Origin of the sequence: Arthrobacter sp. B3I4, assembly GCF_030816855.1 — a bacterium.
GTDB lineage: Bacteria > Actinomycetota > Actinomycetes > Actinomycetales > Micrococcaceae > Arthrobacter.
On sequence record NZ_JAUSYK010000001.1, the window covers coordinates 2,750,934 to 2,766,872 of the forward strand.

At 68.3% G+C, this 15,939-nt stretch carries 11 protein-coding genes, 1 tRNA gene and 2 pseudogenes; 10 read left to right on the forward strand and 4 right to left on the reverse strand.

Features of this window, described 5'->3' with window-relative positions:
• The first annotated feature begins 3 nt into the window (after positions 1-3).
• The 4 genes and pseudogenes from QFZ61_RS13070 to QFZ61_RS13085 all read left to right on the forward strand — a co-directional run bounded on the left by QFZ61_RS13070 (position 4) and on the right by QFZ61_RS13085 (position 3,757).
• Positions 4-544 (forward strand): annotated as a pseudogene (locus QFZ61_RS13070) (PadR family transcriptional regulator).
• Between the two features lie 5 nt (positions 545-549).
• Positions 550-2,262 (forward strand): AarF/ABC1/UbiB kinase family protein, encoded by a 1,713-nt coding sequence (locus QFZ61_RS13075; RefSeq protein WP_307036685.1) that lies wholly within the window; start codon positions 550-552, stop codon positions 2,260-2,262.
• 455 nt (positions 2,263-2,717) lie between these two features.
• Entirely contained in the window at positions 2,718-3,233 is a 516-nt protein-coding gene (locus QFZ61_RS13080) for a GAF domain-containing protein (protein WP_307036687.1), read from the forward strand.
• On the forward strand, positions 3,230-3,757 hold the full coding sequence (locus QFZ61_RS13085; RefSeq protein WP_307036690.1) for a DUF427 domain-containing protein: 528 nt from the start codon (positions 3,230-3,232) through the stop codon (positions 3,755-3,757). Before QFZ61_RS13080 ends, QFZ61_RS13085 begins: the two co-directional genes overlap by 4 nt.
• 15 nt (positions 3,758-3,772) lie before the next feature.
• Here QFZ61_RS13085 and QFZ61_RS13090 read toward each other — a convergent pair whose 3' ends face one another.
• The gene (locus QFZ61_RS13090; RefSeq protein ID WP_307036692.1) at positions 3,773-4,252 is read right to left on the reverse strand and encodes a hypothetical protein; all 480 of its coding nucleotides are present in this window, start codon (positions 4,250-4,252) and stop codon (positions 3,773-3,775) included.
• A 138-nt stretch (positions 4,253-4,390) separates the two neighbouring features.
• On the opposite strand from QFZ61_RS13090, the pseudogene fdh reads away from it, so the two are divergent.
• The 3 genes and pseudogenes from fdh (at position 4,391) to nrfD (ending at position 9,927) form a co-directional block, all read left to right on the forward strand.
• A pseudogene (fdh, locus tag QFZ61_RS13095) lies at positions 4,391-7,730 on the forward strand (formate dehydrogenase).
• A gap of 104 nt (positions 7,731-7,834) precedes the next feature.
• Positions 7,835-8,839, forward strand: a complete 1,005-nt coding sequence (locus QFZ61_RS13100; protein ID WP_307036694.1) for a 4Fe-4S dicluster domain-containing protein — start codon at positions 7,835-7,837, stop codon at positions 8,837-8,839.
• Complete coding sequence (gene nrfD, locus QFZ61_RS13105; RefSeq protein WP_307036696.1) at positions 8,836-9,927, forward strand: NrfD/PsrC family molybdoenzyme membrane anchor subunit; 1,092 nt, start codon at positions 8,836-8,838, stop codon at positions 9,925-9,927. Before QFZ61_RS13100 ends, nrfD begins: the two co-directional genes overlap by 4 nt.
• A 32-nt stretch (positions 9,928-9,959) precedes the next feature.
• Here nrfD and selD read toward each other — a convergent pair whose 3' ends face one another.
• Positions 9,960-10,967 carry a selenide, water dikinase SelD gene (gene selD, locus QFZ61_RS13110; protein WP_373427202.1) on the reverse strand — a complete coding sequence of 336 codons (1,008 nt, stop codon included), beginning with the start codon at positions 10,965-10,967 and terminating at the stop codon, positions 9,960-9,962.
• A 60-nt stretch (positions 10,968-11,027) separates the two neighbouring features.
• On the opposite strand from selD, the gene QFZ61_RS13115 reads away from it, so the two are divergent.
• The 3 genes from QFZ61_RS13115 (at position 11,028) to selB (ending at position 14,304) form a co-directional block, all read left to right on the forward strand.
• Positions 11,028-11,123 (forward strand) — tRNA-Sec (locus tag QFZ61_RS13115).
• 37 nt (positions 11,124-11,160) lie between these two features.
• A complete protein-coding gene (gene selA, locus QFZ61_RS13120) occupies positions 11,161-12,492 on the forward strand; it encodes an L-seryl-tRNA(Sec) selenium transferase (protein WP_307036700.1) in 1,332 nt (443 codons plus the stop codon).
• Between the two features lie 3 nt (positions 12,493-12,495).
• Positions 12,496-14,304: a selenocysteine-specific translation elongation factor gene (gene selB / locus QFZ61_RS13125; RefSeq protein ID WP_307036701.1), complete on the forward strand. Its 1,809-nt coding sequence runs from the start codon at positions 12,496-12,498 to the stop codon at positions 14,302-14,304.
• A 31-nt stretch (positions 14,305-14,335) separates the two neighbouring features.
• Here the strand turns inward: selB and QFZ61_RS13130 are convergent, their stop codons facing one another.
• The gene (locus QFZ61_RS13130) at positions 14,336-15,088 is read right to left on the reverse strand and encodes a glycoside hydrolase family 16 protein (RefSeq protein WP_307036703.1); all 753 of its coding nucleotides are present in this window, start codon (positions 15,086-15,088) and stop codon (positions 14,336-14,338) included.
• Positions 15,089-15,252: 164 nt separating this feature from the next.
• Positions 15,253-15,912: a dihydrofolate reductase family protein gene (locus QFZ61_RS13135; RefSeq protein ID WP_307036705.1), complete on the reverse strand. Its 660-nt coding sequence runs from the start codon at positions 15,910-15,912 to the stop codon at positions 15,253-15,255.
• Positions 15,913-15,939 lie beyond the last annotated feature (27 nt).

Sequence of the window (15,939 nt, forward strand, 5' to 3'; positions counted from 1 at the left end):
ATGATGCATAATTCACATCCCGCAGGCGGATTCGGCGGTCCCACGATCGACGGCATGTGGCGGGCGCGTTGAGGAGTTGCGTTCCCGGTTTGAGAAGCCGTCCGGCACCCGCGCCGGGCGCGGCGAGGTGCGGTCGGCGATACTGGCTCTGCTCGCGGAGCGGCCGATGCATGGTTACCAGATCATCCGGGAGATCGAGGAGCGCAGCAGCGGCAGCTGGAAACCGAGTGCCGGCTCCGTTTACCCGACGCTGCAGCTGCTGGCCGATGAGGGGTTCATCCGCGCCGAGGAATCCAACGGCCGCAAAATCTACTCACTGACCGAAGCCGGCCGGGAGGAGGCCGCAGGCTCCGACGCGTCAGCACCCTGGGAGGTCCCGGGCCCGGCGGCAGGAGGGTTCGCGGCATTGCCCAAGGCCGGCCTCGAGCTCGCGCAGGCCGCATCACAGGTCGGCCGCACAGGGTCACCGAAGCAGGTGCAGGAGGCCGTCAAGGTGCTCGACGAGGCACGCCGCCGGCTGTACTCCATCCTCGCCCAGGACTGACGGGGGTGCCGTCGGTTCGCCGGCGCCGGGCAGACCCGGCAGCCGGCACCGGAAGCACCCGCGCGCGTTACCGCCGCATCCTGCGCTTCGCCGCGTGGCAACTCGCGGTGACGTGGTGGTTTGAGCTCCTCCTCCCCCGCATCGGGCTGGCCAGGATCGCCGAACGCACCCGGGCAAGGAGGATGCGGCGCTTCGCGCAGCGCTTCCGCGTGCTCGCCGCGGACCTTGGCGGTCTGATGATCAAGGTCGGCCAGTTCCTGTCGTCCCGGCTCGATGTGCTCCCGCCGGAGATCACTGCCGAACTGGAAGGACTGCAGGACGAAGCGCCTCCCGTCCCGTTCGCCGCGATCCGTGACCTGGCCGAAGCGGAGCTGGGCGCGCCGCTGGATCTGGTGTTCGCCGCCGTCGAGGAGAAGCCAATCGCGGCAGCATCCCTCGGGCAGGCGCACCGGGCACGGCTTCTTGGCACCGATGCCGCGGACACCGGCCTCGACACTGTGGTGGTGAAGGTACAGCGGCCCGGCATCGAAGCGATCGTCGACGTCGACCTCGCCGCGCTGCGCAAGGTGGGCGGCTGGCTCAGCCATGTGCGGCTCGTGTCCAAGCGGGCCGACATGCCCGCGTTGGTGGAGGAATTCGCCCAGACGAGTCTCGAAGAAATCGACTACCTCCATGAGGCGGAAAACCTGGAGCGCTTTGCCGCTGATTTTAACGGCGACGGCAGGGTGGCGGTGCCTGAGGTCGTTTGGGAACGGACGACCCGGCGCGTGCTCACCCTCGAGGATGTCACCGCAATCAAGATCACCGACGTTGCGGCGCTTTCTGCGGCGGGCATCGACCCGGCGGAAGTCGCCCCGGTCTTCGCCTCTGTCATGTTCGACCAGCTGTTCACGAACGGCTTTTTCCACGCCGATCCGCATCCGGGCAATATGTTCGTCACGCCGACAACCGATCCGGCCGCGGAGCACCCCTGGAAGCTGACTTTCATCGACTTCGGCATGATGGGCGAGGTTCCGGCCGGAACCCGCAGCGGCCTGCGGAAACTGCTGATCGCGGCGGCTTCGCGGGACGGCAAGGGCTTGGTGGCCGCCATCAGCGACGTGGGCGTGCTGGTCCCTTCCGCGGATACGGCCGAGCTCGAACGGGCCATGACGCACCTCTTCGCCCGCTTCGGCGGAATGGGCTTCGCGGAGCTCCGGGAGGTGGACCCGCGGGAGTTCCTCGACTTCGCGGAGGAGTTCGGCGACCTGGTCCGGTCCCTGCCGTTCCAGCTGCCGGAAAATTTCCTGCTCATCGTCCGGGCGATGTCACTGACCTCGGGGGTGTGCAGTTCGCTGGACCCACGGTTCAACCTGTGGGACTCCGTTGAACCCTATGCGGCACGGCTGCTGCGCGACGAACGCGGCAACATTGTGCAGGATGCCGGGCAACAGGCTCTCGACGCCGCCGGCCTGGCGCTGCGTCTGCCGAAACGGCTGGACGGGCTCATCACCCGGATCGAAGATGGTTCACTGTCGGTTACCAGCCCGCGCCTGGAGCGACAGCTGTCCCGGCTTAACCGAACAGCGCAAAGGACAACGTCGGCGCTGATCTTCGGCGCCCTGCTCATCGCAGGTGCGGTGGTCCGGGCGGACGACCCAGCGCTGGGCAGCGGGCTGATGATCGTCTCGGTGGTGCCGCTCCTGCAGGCGCTCTGGGCGGGTCAAACGCGGCGGTGAAACCCGGCCGGCAGACCCCTCGAGGGCGGGGCACGGAGGTGCGGGGTGCGGCCCGGGGCTGCTTGCGTTCTGGGCCCCGGGTTTCCTCCCGCCCGATTGATAAGTAGCCTTAGCTATATGACGCTCCAACCGGATGAGGTGATCTCTTGAACCATGACCTGACCGGAACTAACGCCAGGGATAATGAGGTACAGCGCCGCACCGAGTTGGCTGCTGCTATCGGGATGGACCCCAGGCAGCTCTGGCCGTCCTATTTCAGTGCATCCCGATGCTCGGCGCCCGACGTGCACACCCACCCCGATGGGGAGCTGGCTTTGCCGTCGCTGAGGCACCATGGGGGGGCCGGTCCCAAAACCGTGAGTCCTTACCCGGGGCACGGCCGTCGCCTGCCGGAGTTTCGAACGGCAGGGAGACCGGGCCGGCCAGCGGCCAACCGGAAGGACGCCGCCCAGGACATGTTGGCGGCGTTGGGCGCCGCCGGCAAGTTCCTGCTGAGCCCTGAAAGGGCCGAGGCAGAACGCTTGGAATCCTTGCGCGTGACCGACCTGCTTGCTACCGGCCCGGAGGAATCGTTTGACCGGGTGGTAACTGCCGCCCGGGCCTTCTTTGATGTCAGTGCCGCGTCGTTGTCGCTGATCACCGACGACGCCCAGGTTCTCAAATCCGTGGTGGGACCGCTCGAGGAGAGAACACCCCGGGACATTGCGCTCTGCACCCAGACAGTCAAGCGGAACTCGATGCTGGTCATCAATGACACGCATACCGATTCCCGGTTCGCCGCCAATCCGCTCGTCGTCGGAGAGCCGTATATACGTTTCTACGCCGGTTATCCCCTGCACGGGCCGCGCGGCTGGAACATCGGAACGCTTTGCATCATCGACCAGCAACCCAGGGCCTTCCCGCCGCCCGAGCAGCAGGTACTCCGGACCCTGGCCGCGGTCGTCCAGCAGCACATCGACGCCCGCGCATGATCCGCCGTCACAGTCTGCCCGGCTTCTCCCGGCGTCCCCGGCCCGATAAACCCGGGGCTGGTCAGGAATCGGTGTGGGACTATCCGCGGCCGCCAAAAGTCGAACCCCGCGCTGAACGGGTCGTCGTCCGGCTTGGCGGGCAGACGATTGCCGACACCACCGACGCAGTTCGAGTTCTTGAGACCAGCCACCCGCCTGTCTACTACCTGCCGGTCGACGCCTTTCCTCCTGGTGTACTGGTCCCGGTCAAGGGCAGCACCTTCTGTGAGTTCAAGGGGGAAGCCCGTTACTTCGACGTCGTCGCTGGAGCCGTCGTCGCTCCCCGTGCAGGCTGGACCTACCCCGACCCCGCCCCTGGCTTCGAGGACCTCAGCACCCGCGTCGCGCTCTATCCGGGCCGAATGGACTCCTGCGAGGTCGACGGCGAGCGGGTGACCAGCCAGGAAGGTGACTTCTACGGCGGTTGGATCACCAGCCGCATTGTTGGTCCGTTCAAAGGCGGCCCGGGCACCGCCGGCTGGTAACCCCGATAGAGGTTGCTACCGGTGATCCAGGCGGATGTCGTCCACGAGCTGCTCAATGCTGTCCGGAGTTCCTGGTCCTCTGGTGAAGAGCGAGACGGTGACGGAGGCACAGCCGGGATGGAACCGGCCACTTCCGGCAGGAATGGTCATGGTCAGCTTCTGGGTCTCCCCGGTGCAGGGTCGCTGCCCGGATCCGGCGCCCCCGTACACCGCTGCGTGATGACCGTCCTGGGTAAGGAAGACCCCCACTCCCGCCTGCGCGCCCACCTGGCACTGGTAGCTGACGCGCACCTGCACCTCTGCGCCAGAGCCGAGCAGCTTCCCGCCCCTGACCTGTAACGACTCTCCCGGGTCCGCCTGCGCCGGGGACGCGGCTGCGAGCAGACCGAGAACGCCGGCAATCACAGTGCCGGCGAGTGTCGTCAACCTGGGTCGAGGACCGGCCGGACGCCGCCCCCAAGCCGGGTTCCTCAGCGCTTTTCCCATCTGGTCCATGACTTCCTTTCTCCCCCGGCCTACCCAGTTCATGCCCCGGCCCGGGACCCGGGTAGGGACAAAAGTCCCGCCCCGCGGCTCGGTGCGCTTCAGCGCGTCCCTGTCGCTGGGGGTTTGGTTTGGGGGTAAGCTCCTGACATGGCACGGCACAGTTTTCTTCAATGGCCGGTCGTCCGGCAGTTCAGCACGGGCGACCTGCTCGGCCGCGGGCCGGCAGTAACCTCGCCGAAAACGAGCGCGATCACTCCGCGGACTGCCACGGCGGACCGCGTCGTACAGAGCGTATGCCCGTATTGCGCCGTGGGTTGCGGACAGCGGGTCTACGTCAAGGACGAGAAGGTGGTCCAGATTGAGGGCGACCCGGATTCGCCCATCTCACGCGGCCGCCTCTGCCCCAAGGGCTCGGCCAGCGAACAGCTCGTCAATTCACCGGGCCGGCAGACCAAGGTGCTTTACCGTGCGCCGCGCTCCACTGAATGGGAGCATCTTGACCTCGCCACCGCCGTTGACATGGTGGCGGACCGGTTCATCGAGACGCGCCGCAGGACCTGGCAACAGGAAGACGAGTCGGGCCGGCTGCTGCGGCGGACCATGGGCATCGCTTCGCTGGGCGGGGCAACCCTGGACAACGAAGAAAACTACCTGATCAAGAAACTCTTTACAGCTGCCGGGGCGGTGCAGACCGAGAACCAAGCCCGCATATGACACTCCGCCACGGTTCCCAGTTTGGGAGCCTCATTTGGACGCGGTGGTGCAACGCAATCACTGCAGGACATGGCGAACGCTGACTGCATCATCATTCAGGGTTCGAACATTGGCCGAATGCCACCCGGTGGGATACCAGTGGGTTGCGGAGGCGAAAGCCCGCGGAGCGAAGGTCATCCACGTCGATCCCCGGTTCACCCGCACCTCCGCGGTCGCGGACAAGCATGTCCCGATCCGGGCCGGCTCCGACGTCGTCCTCCTCGGTGCGCTCATCAACTACGTCATCTCCAATGACCTCTGGTTCAAGGAGTACGTCAGCGCTTACACCAACGCCGCCACGCTGGTCCACGAGGATTACCGCGACTCCGAGGATTTGGGCGGGCTGTTCTCCGGCTTCGACCCTGAGAAGGGGGCGTATGACACCTCGTCATGGTCGTACGCTGAACGCGACGAGCGTGGTGCCATCAATGAGCCCGGGTCCGGCACCGAGCACGGCGCCGACGCTTCGGACCGTGCCGCTGGCCACCAGTTCGGCAGCGGCGGACCGGCCCTGGAGCATGCCGAGGTGCAGCGTGATGACACACTGCAGGACCCACGGACCGTTTTCCAGATCGTGAAGCGCCACTATGCCCGGTACACCCCGGAGATGGTGGCGGACATGTGCGGTATCAAAGCCGCGGACTTCGAGTATCTGGCCCGGACCATTACGGAGAATTCGGGGCGCGAGCGGACAACCTGCTTCGCCTACGCCGTGGGCTGGACCCAGCACTCGCTCGGAACGCAGTTCATCCGGGCCGCTGCCATTCTGCAGCTGCTGCTGGGGAACATGGGCCGCCCGGGCGGCGGAATCATGGCCCTGCGCGGCCATGCCAGCATCCAGGGCTCCACGGACATTCCGACGCTCTTCAACCTGCTGCCGGGCTACCTGCCCATGCCCAGCGCCGGCCGCCACGACACCATGGGTGACTATCTGGAGGCAATCGCGTCAAAGAAACAAAAGGGCTACTGGGCGGACGCCGACGCCTATACGGTCAGCTTGCTGAAGGCCTGGTGGGGCGAAGCCGCGACAGCGGACAACGACTGGGCCTACGACTATCTTCCGAGGCTGACCGGCGCGCACGGCACCTACGAGACCGTCATGAGCATGCTCAAGGACGAAGTCGAAGGGTACTTCCTGCTCGGTCAGAACCCGGCAGTCGGGTCGTCCAACGGCCGGATGCAGCGTCTGGGCATGTCGCATTTGAAGTGGCTGGTCGTGCGTGACTTGAACATGATCGAGTCGGCAACCTGGTGGAAGGACGGCCCGGAGATCGAATCCGGTGAGCTGCGCACCGAGGACATCGAAACTGAGGTGTTCTTCCTGCCGGCTGCAACGCACGTCGAAAAGGCCGGTTCGTTCACCCAGACCCAGCGGCTGCTGCAGTGGCGGCACCAGGCCGTAGCACCGCCCGGGGAGTGCCAAAGTGAACTGCAGTTCTTCTACGAACTGGGCCAGCGGATCCGGGAGAAGCTTGCCGGTTCCACTGACGAACGCGACCGTCCGCTGCTGGATCTGACCTGGGATTATCCCCTGGACGAACACGGCGATCCGGACCCGGAGGCGGTGCTTGCCGAGATCAACGGCCGCCACCTCGATGGCCCGGATGCCGGCAAGACTCTTTCCTCGTATACCGAGCTGCGCGCTGATGGTTCGACGTCCGGGGGCTGCTGGATCTACACCGGCGTGTACGCGGACGGCGTCAATCAGGCCGCGAACCGGAAGCCTGGCCAGGAGCAGGGACCTGCGGCTCCGGAGTGGGGCTGGGCCTGGCCGGCCAACCGCCGCATTCTCTACAACCGTGCGTCGGCGGATCCTTCCGGTAAGCCATGGAGTGAGCGGAAGAAGTACATCTGGTGGGACGAGGAGCAGGGACGGTGGGTCGGAGACGACGTGCCCGACTTCCCGGTTGACCGGGCCCCGGGCAGCAAACCTGACCCGTCCCTCGGCGGTGCGGCCGCACTCAGCGGCGATGATCCCTTCATCATGCAGTCCGACGGCAAGGGCTGGTTGTTCGCGCCGAAGGGCCTGATGGACGGGCCCCTTCCCACCCACTACGAGCCGCAGGAATCGCCGGTCGCCAACGCGTTGTACCCGCAGCAGCAGAACCCGGCGCGCCTGACCTACCCGCGTAAGGACAACCTCAGCGCACCCAGCGCCGGGACCAGCGGTGCTGGCGTGTACCCCTACGTCTTCACCACGTACCGGCTCACCGAGCACCACACGGCTGGTGGCATGAGCCGCTGGTTGCCGTACCTCTCGGAGCTGCAACCGGAGATGTTCTGTGAGGTTTCCCCCGAGCTGGCGGCCGAGCGCGGTCTTGAGCCGTACGGGTGGGCGACGATTGTCTCGGCCCGTTCCGCCATCGAGGCGAAGGTGCTTGTTACCGAACGGATGACTCCGCTGACTGTCGGCGGCCACACGGTGCACCAGATCGGGCTGCCCTACCACTGGGGTGTCGGGAAGAACGCCGTGGTCAGCGGTGACGCGGCCAACGACCTGCTGGGCGTGACGCTGGACCCCAACGTGCAGATCCAGGAATCGAAGGTCGCCTCGTGTGACATCCGGCCGGGGCGCAGGCCGCGGGGTCCGGAGCTGCTTGCCTTGGTTGCTGAGTATCAGGCACGCGCCGGGGTGACGGTCGACACCGGGAACACTGCGGTGACCGATCCCGAGGCGGAAGGCCTCGAGCCCGGTCCCAGTAATGACCGCCGTAGCGACCGGGGGGCGCAGTGATGAACGTGACTGACGCTGTCCCGGGTGCACCACACTTTGCCACGTCCGGACAGCCGACGCCTGTCGGCATCGCTCCGGACACCGACTCCACCTTGGAGGACTAGATGGGCCAGCTGGCCGGACCAACCGACCCCACCGCCGATGCCCACTGGGAGCACAACCATCCGCGCAAGGGGTTCTTCACTGACACCTCGATCTGCATCGGCTGCAAGGCGTGCGAAGTTGCCTGCAAAGAGTGGAACCACAACCCGCAGGACGGAAACCTCGAACTGCTCGGGTCCTCCTACGACAACACCGGATCGCTGGGTGCCAGCACCTGGCGGCATGTCGCCTTCATCGAACAGGGCCAGGAACGCATTGCCGAGGCACGGGAATCAGGCCGCGCCCTGGTCAGCCTGGGTATGCCGCGCATCGGTCCTCCGACCCTGCCCGCCGTGACGGACCTCGCAGACGCCGATACCACCCCGCCGGACACGGCAGACTTCCGCTGGCTGATGTCCTCTGACGTCTGCAAGCACTGCACGCACGCCGGATGCCTCGACGTCTGCCCCACCGGCGCGTTGTTCCGCACCGAGTTCGGCACCGTGGTGGTCCAGGACGACGTCTGCAACGGCTGCGGAACGTGCGTGGCCGGGTGCCCCTTCGGCGTGATCGAGCGCCGCAGCAACGGCACGGTGAAGGTCGCCGGCAGCAGGGAAGAACAGCACGACAAGCATGCCGACGTCCCCAACGCGGGCGTCGCGCAGAAGTGCACGCTGTGTTACGACCGGCTGGTGGCCGACGAGACGCCCGCCTGCGCGAAGGCCTGCCCGACGACGTCCATCAAGTTCGGCGACCATGACGACATGGTGGAGACGGCCCGGGAACGGGTCGCCGACCTGCACTCAAAGGGCATGACCGAAGCGCGGCTTTACGGCGCCAATGAACTCGACGGCGTCGGCGGAACCGGTTCGGTCTTCCTGCTGCTCGACGAACCCGAGGTCTACGGCCTTCCGCCGGACCCGCGGGTGCCGACCGCCGATCTGCCGAAGATGTACCGGCAGGCCGGCTTGGCGGTAGCGGGCATGGCTGCCGCCGCCGCGGTGGCTTTCCTGGGGGCGCGCTCGTGACGCTTTCAGAATTCGACAGCTTCCGGCCAGCAGAGCCTGCCCGGCGCCGCCGGGAGGGAGGCAAACGTGGCACCGGCCGCCGCCGTGACAACGGTGACGGTTCCCGCGAGATGCCTATGGTTCCGGAGCCTGAGTTTAGCTCCTACTATGGCCGTCCGGTGGTCAAGCCGGCGCCGTGGGGCGACGACGTCGCGATTTACTTGTTCCTTGGCGGGGTCGCGGGCGGTTCGGCGCTGCTTGGCCTCGGCGGCCAGCTGACGGGGCGGCCGGCGCTGCGCCGGAACGCCCGGCTGAGTTCCTTGGCCGCAGTGAGTCTCGGTGCCGTGGCCCTGGTGAGGGACCTGGGCCGGCCGGAACGTTTCCTGAACATGCTGCGGACCTTCAAGGTGACCTCGCCGATGAGTGTGGGGTCGTGGATCCTCAGCGCCTTCAGTGCCGGCACGGCCGTCTCAGCGGTCGCTGAGATCGACCGGATGATCGGCGCGCGGTTGCCGCTGGGTCCCCTGCGGACTGTGCTGAGGGCCGTGGAGGGACCGGCCGGCTTTGAGGCCGCGCTGTTTGCCGGGCCGCTGGCCGCGTACACGGCGGTCCTGCTCGGCGACACCGCAACCCCGACGTGGAACGCCGCGCATGAGGAACTGCCCTTCGTTTTTGTGAGCTCGGCGGCCCTCGCCTCTTCCGGGCTCGCCATGATTACGACTCCGGTACGGGAGGCGGGTCCGGCCCGGACGCTCGCCGTGCTCGGCGTCCTGGGCGACGTGATCGCCATGCGGGTCATGGAGCACCGGATGGACCCGGTAGCGGCCGAGCCCCTGCACCAGGGGAAGGCGGGGACGATGCTGAAATGGAGCGAGCGGCTCGCGGCCGCCGGCGGCCTGGGCACGCTGCTGGGCGGACGGAACCGGGCCGTGGCGGCAGCGTCCGGACTGGCACTGCTGGCCGCCTCGGCGCTGACCCGGTTCGGGGTGTTCGAAGCGGGCCTGGCCTCGGCCAGGGACCCGCGCTACACGATCGAACCGCAGAAGAACCGGCTCGCCGCCCGCCGGGCCGCCGGCATCACCGGCGATTCGATCACCACCGCCGTCTGACCGGCCGGCCCTAATTCAGCGGGTCAAAGGGTTCAGCGGATTTCGATGCCCTGGCCTGCGTCGGTGTGGCCGATGACCGGATAGCCGGGCACCTCACCGACGACGAGCAGTCCGCCGGAGGTCTGGGCATCGGCCAGCAGGAGCAGGTCGTCCTCAGTGACGCCGGCGGCGGCCCGGAGGTGCGGGCGCACCCAGTCGAGGTTGCGCCGCGTTCCGCCGGACACAAAGCCGTCCCGCAATGCCTCCCGGGCGCCGTCGACCAGGGGTACCGCCCGCCGGTCGATCACGGCCCCCACTCCGGAGGCGCGGCACATCTTGTGCAGGTGCCCGAGCAGGCCGAAGCCCGTCACGTCCGTGGCGGCAACGACGCCGGCCAACACCGCTGCTTCGGCGGCATCACGGTTGAGGCGCGTCATGGTCGCCACCGCTTCGGCGAACACCTCGCCGGTCTGCTTGTGCCGGTTATTGAGCAGCCCGACGCCGATCGGTTTGGTGAGCGTCAGCGGCAGCCCGGGCAGGGCGGCGTCGTTGCGCAGCAGCCGGTCGGGATGGGCGACCCCGGTGACCGCCATGCCGTACTTCGGCTCCGGATCGTCAATGGAGTGCCCGCCGAGCACCGGGCAGGCCGCCTCGGAGGCGACGCTGAGCCCGCCGCGGAGCACTTCAGTCATCAACTCCATTGGCAGCACGTCACGGGGCCAGCCGACGAGGTTGATCGCCATGATCGGGCGGCCGCCCATCGCGTAGATGTCCGAGAGCGCGTTCGCGGCGGCGATCCGTCCCCAGTCAAAGGCGTCGTCCACGACCGGGGTGAAGAAGTCTGCGGTGGAGAGTACCGCGAGGTCGCCGCGCACCAGGACGGCCGCAGCGTCGTCGCCGCTGTCCAGACCGACCAGCACGTCAGCGCCGGGCTGGCCGGTGAGGCCGCGGACCGCTTCTTCGAGTTCGCCGGGCGGAATTTTGCACGCACAGCCGCCGCCGTGCGCGAAGCCGGTGAGCCGGACAGCGCCGTGGGCGTCGTCTTGAAGTTGCGGACTGATCAGTTGGGCCTCATTCACTCCCTTAGGGTACCCCGGAGGCAATCTGCTAGATTTGAACGCGGTGGCGTCCGGGTCCTGGTGGGCCCCCCGGTCTTCAAAAACCGGTGAGGCTGAGTATCTCGGCCTGGCGGGTTCGATTCCCGTCCGCCTCCGCCAACTACCGGCGCCCAGGGCTGCGCAAAGAGGAGAAACCGTGGACCAGACCGATCCGCGCCGCCTGATCCCGCGCACCGATGACCTGCTGGCCCTTCCCGGCGTCCGGGCCGCCCGGAAGCGCCTCAGTGATCGTGTCATCCGCGACCTCATCCGGCACACCCAGGAGCAGGCGCGGCGCAGCGAACTCGCCCCCGCGCAGGTGGAACCCGCCCTGCTCGCCGCCGTCGCTGCCCGTTCGGCGACGACCCTGCGCCCGGTGCTCAACGCGACCGGCGTCGTCGTCCATACCAACCTCGGCCGTGCCCCGCTTTCTGCCGCTGCCGTTGACGCCCTGGTCGCAGCCAGCGGCTACGTCGACGTGGAGCTGGACCTGGCGACCGGCAGCCGGTCCCGCCGCGGCGCCGGGGCCCGGGCCGCACTGCTCGCCGCCTGTCCCGCTGCCGAGGACGCGCTGGTGGTCAACAACGGTGCTGCCGCGCTGGTCCTGGCGACCACAGCGCTGGCCGCCGGCCGTGAAGTGGTGGTGAGCCGCGGGGAACTGGTTGAAATCGGTGCCGGCTTCCGGCTGCCGGACCTGATCGAATCGACGGGCGCGAGGCTGCACGAGGTGGGAACGACGAACCGGACGCACCTCTCGGACTACGCCGATGCCCTCAGCCCCGCCACCGGCTGCGTGCTCAAGGTCCACCCGAGCAACTTCCGGGTGGAGGGATTCACCTCCGAAGTTCCGCTCGGCGAGTTGAGCCCGCTCGCCGCGGCGCACGGCGTCGCCCTCGTGGCGGACCTCGGCAGCGGACTGCTGGCGCCCGATCCGCACCTGCCCGGGGAACCCGATGTCGCCACCGCGCTGGCCAGCGGGGCCGACGTCGTCATCGCCAGCGGCGACAAACTGCTCGGCGGGCCCCAGGCCGGTTTGCTGCTCGGCCGCGCGGAGGTCATCTCCCGGTTGGCGCGCCACCCGCTGGCCCGCGCCGTCCGGGCCGACAAACTCGCCCTCGCAGCACTGGAGGCAACGGTCGCCGGAGAAGCACCGCCCGTGGTCCAGGCGCTGCACGCCGACCCTGACCGGCTGCGGAGCCGCACCGAGCGGCTCGCAGCGGCCCTCCAGGTACCGGTCACCGCACACGATGGCCGGGTCGGCGGCGGCGGAGCGCCCGGCGTCCCTCTGCCGGGGTGGGCGCTCCGGCTCCCCCAGGCCGCCGCCGCTCCCCTGCGCACCGGTGACCCCGCCGTGCTCCCGCGCGTCCATGACGGCTTCTGCCTCCTCGACCTGCGCTGCGTGCCCGAAGCCGACGATGACCGGATCCTCGACGCGGTACGCCGGGCGCTGGCGACCCTCGAGGCTGCAGCTGAAGTCGGGGCGGGCTAAGCAATGCATGTCATTGCCACCGCCGGACACGTCGATTCCGGAAAGAGCACGCTGGTGCGCGCGCTGACCGGCATGGAGCCCGACCGCTGGGAAGAAGAGCGGCGCCGCGGGCTGACCATCGACCTGGGCTACGCGTGGACCACGTTGCCGTCCGGCCGGGATGTGGCGTTCGTGGACGTCCCGGGCCACGAACGCTTCCTCGGCAACATGCTCGCCGGAATCGGGCCGGCACCGGTCGTGTGCTTCGTCGTCGCTGCCGACGAGGGCTGGCAGGCCCAGTCTGGTGACCACCGGGATGCCGTTGCGGCGCTGGGCATTGAGTACGGCGTCGTGGTCCTCAGCCGCGCCGACCGGGCGTTGGGGCAGGTTGCTGAGGTCCTCGCCCGGACCCGAAGGGAGCTGGCCGGGACGGGTCTGGCGAACGCGCCGGCAGTAGCTGTCTCGGCGATCGAAGGCACCGGCCTGGCCGAATTGCGCACAACGCTCGACGACGTGCTGGCCGCGGTACCCTCCCCCGCCACCACGGGCCGGGTCCGGTTGTGGGTGGACCGCTCCTTCACCATCAAGGGTTCCGGCACGGTGGTGACCGGAACACTGGCCGCGGGTACGCTCAGCCAGGGCGACCGGCTGGAGCTGTTCGGCCACGATGGCTCGCGATCCGTGGTGGTCCGCGGCCTGCAAAGCCGCGACACGTCCTACTCCTCGCTGGGTCCGGTGAACCGGGTGGCGCTGAACCTGCGGGATGTTTCTGCCGCCGACGTCCGCCGCGGCGACGCGTTGCTGACCGCCGACGCCTGGCCCGTCACGGCGGTCCTGGGGATCCAGCGCACGTCCGGGGTGGCCTACACGGATGTCCCGGAGCAGCTCATGGTGCATGCCGGAACAGCTGCCGTACCGGCCCGGTTACGTCCGTTTGGTCCTGACCATGCCCGGCTCGTCCTGGACCGGCGCCTGCCGCTCGTACTCGGGGACCGTCTGGTGCTGCGGGACCCCGGGAGCCGCTCGGTGCTGGGCGGCGCACAAGTCCTCGACGCCGACCCGCCGGCCTTGCGGCGCCGCGGGGACGGCGCCCACTGGGCGGAACGGCTCGCTGGCATGGACTCCGGCGGGGACGTGCTGGGTGAAGTGGCACGCCGCGGGGCGGTGCAGGAAGAACACCTGCGCCGGCTCGGGCTCCTCCCTGCGCAGGACGGAAATGCGCAGGACGCGGACGCCCCGGCCGGCGTCCGGGTGCTCGGCGACTGGTGGGTGCACGCCCCCGCCTTTGAGGCATGGCAGCGCCGGCTGCGAACGGCAGTACAGGCGCTGCACGAGCGCGATCCGTTGGCGCCGGGCCTGTCCGGCGGCGCGGCGCGGGACCTGCTCGAACTTCCCCATGAGGGGCTCCTCGCGCCGGTTGTCGAGGGCGCGGGTCTGGAACAGGAGGGCGGCCACATCCGGCTGCCCGGCAGCGCTGGCGACCTCGGCGCCGTCGGACTGGCGGTCACCGAGCTGGAGCGCCGGCTTACCGCGGGCGCGTTCCAGGCCCCGGAAGCCGGCGAGTTGGCCGCCCTGGGCCTGGGGGCGCGCGAACTGGCCGCCGCCGAACGCACCGGGCGTCTGCTCAGGCTGCGCGACGGTGTGGTGCTCCTGCCCACCGCGCCGGCGCTTGCGATGCGCGCGTTGGCTGGCCTGGAACAGCCCTTCACCACCAGCCAGGCACGCCAGGCACTCGGGACGACACGACGGGTCGCCGTTCCGTTGCTTGAATATCTCGACTCACGCGGCTGGACCCGGCGCCTGGACGCAGGCCACCGCACTGTGGTGCGCTGACCCGCTGATGCGCGCCAACGCCGTCGCGAGGCTACTTCCACACCCTGATGTAGTCCACTAACACGGCCCCCGCCGCACCAAACACCGGAGACCCCGCCGCATAGCCGACGTTGACGATGAGGTGGTGCGGGGCTCCGCCATCCCGGGTCGGATAGGAGTGCACCAGCCGGCCGTCGTAGTAAACGTCGTTCCTTCCGGTCATGCGGTTCACGCCGTAGACGTGGTACTCCCCCGCCCAGCAGCCGGCGATAGTCTTGTTGGCGTTGCCCGCAGACGAATGGTAATTGGAGTGCATGACGCCGCCCAGGGGTTCGGCGATGTCGTTCTCGCCGGTGGCCGGCCACGACTGGCCGGTGGTCCACCATGCCGGCCAGTTGTGGATCCCGGAGCCGCAGCGGCCCGGAAAGAGAATCCTGGCCTCGAAGTACCCGAAACCGAATTCGGCGCCGGAGTGGCCCGCAACTCCGTCCTTCGGACTGGTCGAAACGAGCGCGCCCTTGTCGGCTGCTGACATCTGCAGGCGCAGGGCGCCGCCAGCCACGCTGACGTTGCTCGAGCACGTCTGGACCAGGTTCATCACGGAGCCGGCGCTGCAGTCCTTGAACCAGTATGGCGTCCACACGGAGCGGTTCAACGAGTCGAAATTGTCCTCGAAAACCAGAGCCCACGTACCGGGCACGCCGGGAGGCGCAGGCGTCCCGGTGGCGCCGAAAGCTACGCTCCCGGACAGGACAACGGACCTGAAAGCCGCCGCAAGGCCGCCCCAGATGCTGGACTTCCTCACTTCTCTCCCTTCAAACGATGCTTCCATCGTTCAGCTCACGGGGAGACCGTTGCTGCTTCCCGCGGGTGAGGAGCGCTTCATGCCACGGAACCAGCCACCCGCCCGCACAAGGGAAGTGTGGCACCGACGGCGGGCCGATTCAAGAGGTCCCGGTTATGGGCGGTCTACCGCTCGCCGCGGCGGGTCAAGATCAGATGAACAACCCCGGACGGGGAAGGGGTCGCCTCGATGTCGAAGCGTTGGTCAAGTCCTTCGAGCCCGTTCCACAGCCGTTCACCCCGGCCCAGGACGATGGGCACCAGAACAATGTGCAGGTGGTCGATCAGGTCTGCCTCGAGGAACTGCCGAACCGTGCTGACGCCGCCGCCGATCCGGACATCCCGGCCACCGGCCAGGGCGCGGGCCTGCTTGAGCGCGGTGACGGGGTCGGCGTCAACGAAATGGAAGGTCGTTCCGCCTTCCATCTCAAGGACCGGCCGGGGATGGTGCGTCAGAACAACGACGGGCGTGTGGAAGACGGGGTTGTCGCCCCACCATCCCTTCCACTCCTCGTCCTGCCAGGGACCGCGTTGGGGTCCAAACTTGTTGCGCCCCATGATCTCCACGCCGATGCCCGTGCCCCACTGGCTCGCGAACGCCTCGTCGACGCCGAAGGATCCCTCCGACTCCCCGTGGAAGCCCATTCCGCGGAAGGTCCGTGTCTCGAAAGCCCACTCCATGAGCCGTGAGCCGGCGTGGCCGAACGGAGCATCGAGCTGCTGGCCCTCCCCGGTGCCGAAGCCGTCGAGGGAGATCGAAAAGTTGTGCACGCGGACGAGGGACATGTCATCTCCTGGGTGCTAGCCGTTGGC

Excerpts from the sequence above, each read along its gene's own strand:
- QFZ61_RS13080 (WP_307036687.1), top strand. The coding sequence starts at position 2,718 with ATGTTGGCGGCGTTGGGCGCCGCCGGCAAGTTCCTGCTGAGCCCTGAA.
- QFZ61_RS13085 (WP_307036690.1), top strand. The coding sequence starts at position 3,230 with ATGATCCGCCGTCACAGTCTGCCCGGCTTCTCCCGGCGTCCCCGGCCC.
- QFZ61_RS13090 (WP_307036692.1), bottom strand. The coding sequence starts at position 4,252 with ATGGACCAGATGGGAAAAGCGCTGAGGAACCCGGCTTGGGGGCGGCGT.
- QFZ61_RS13100 (WP_307036694.1), top strand. The coding sequence starts at position 7,835 with ATGGGCCAGCTGGCCGGACCAACCGACCCCACCGCCGATGCCCACTGG.
- selB (WP_307036701.1), top strand. The coding sequence starts at position 12,496 with ATGCATGTCATTGCCACCGCCGGACACGTCGATTCCGGAAAGAGCACG.
- QFZ61_RS13135 (WP_307036705.1), bottom strand. The coding sequence starts at position 15,912 with ATGTCCCTCGTCCGCGTGCACAACTTTTCGATCTCCCTCGACGGCTTC.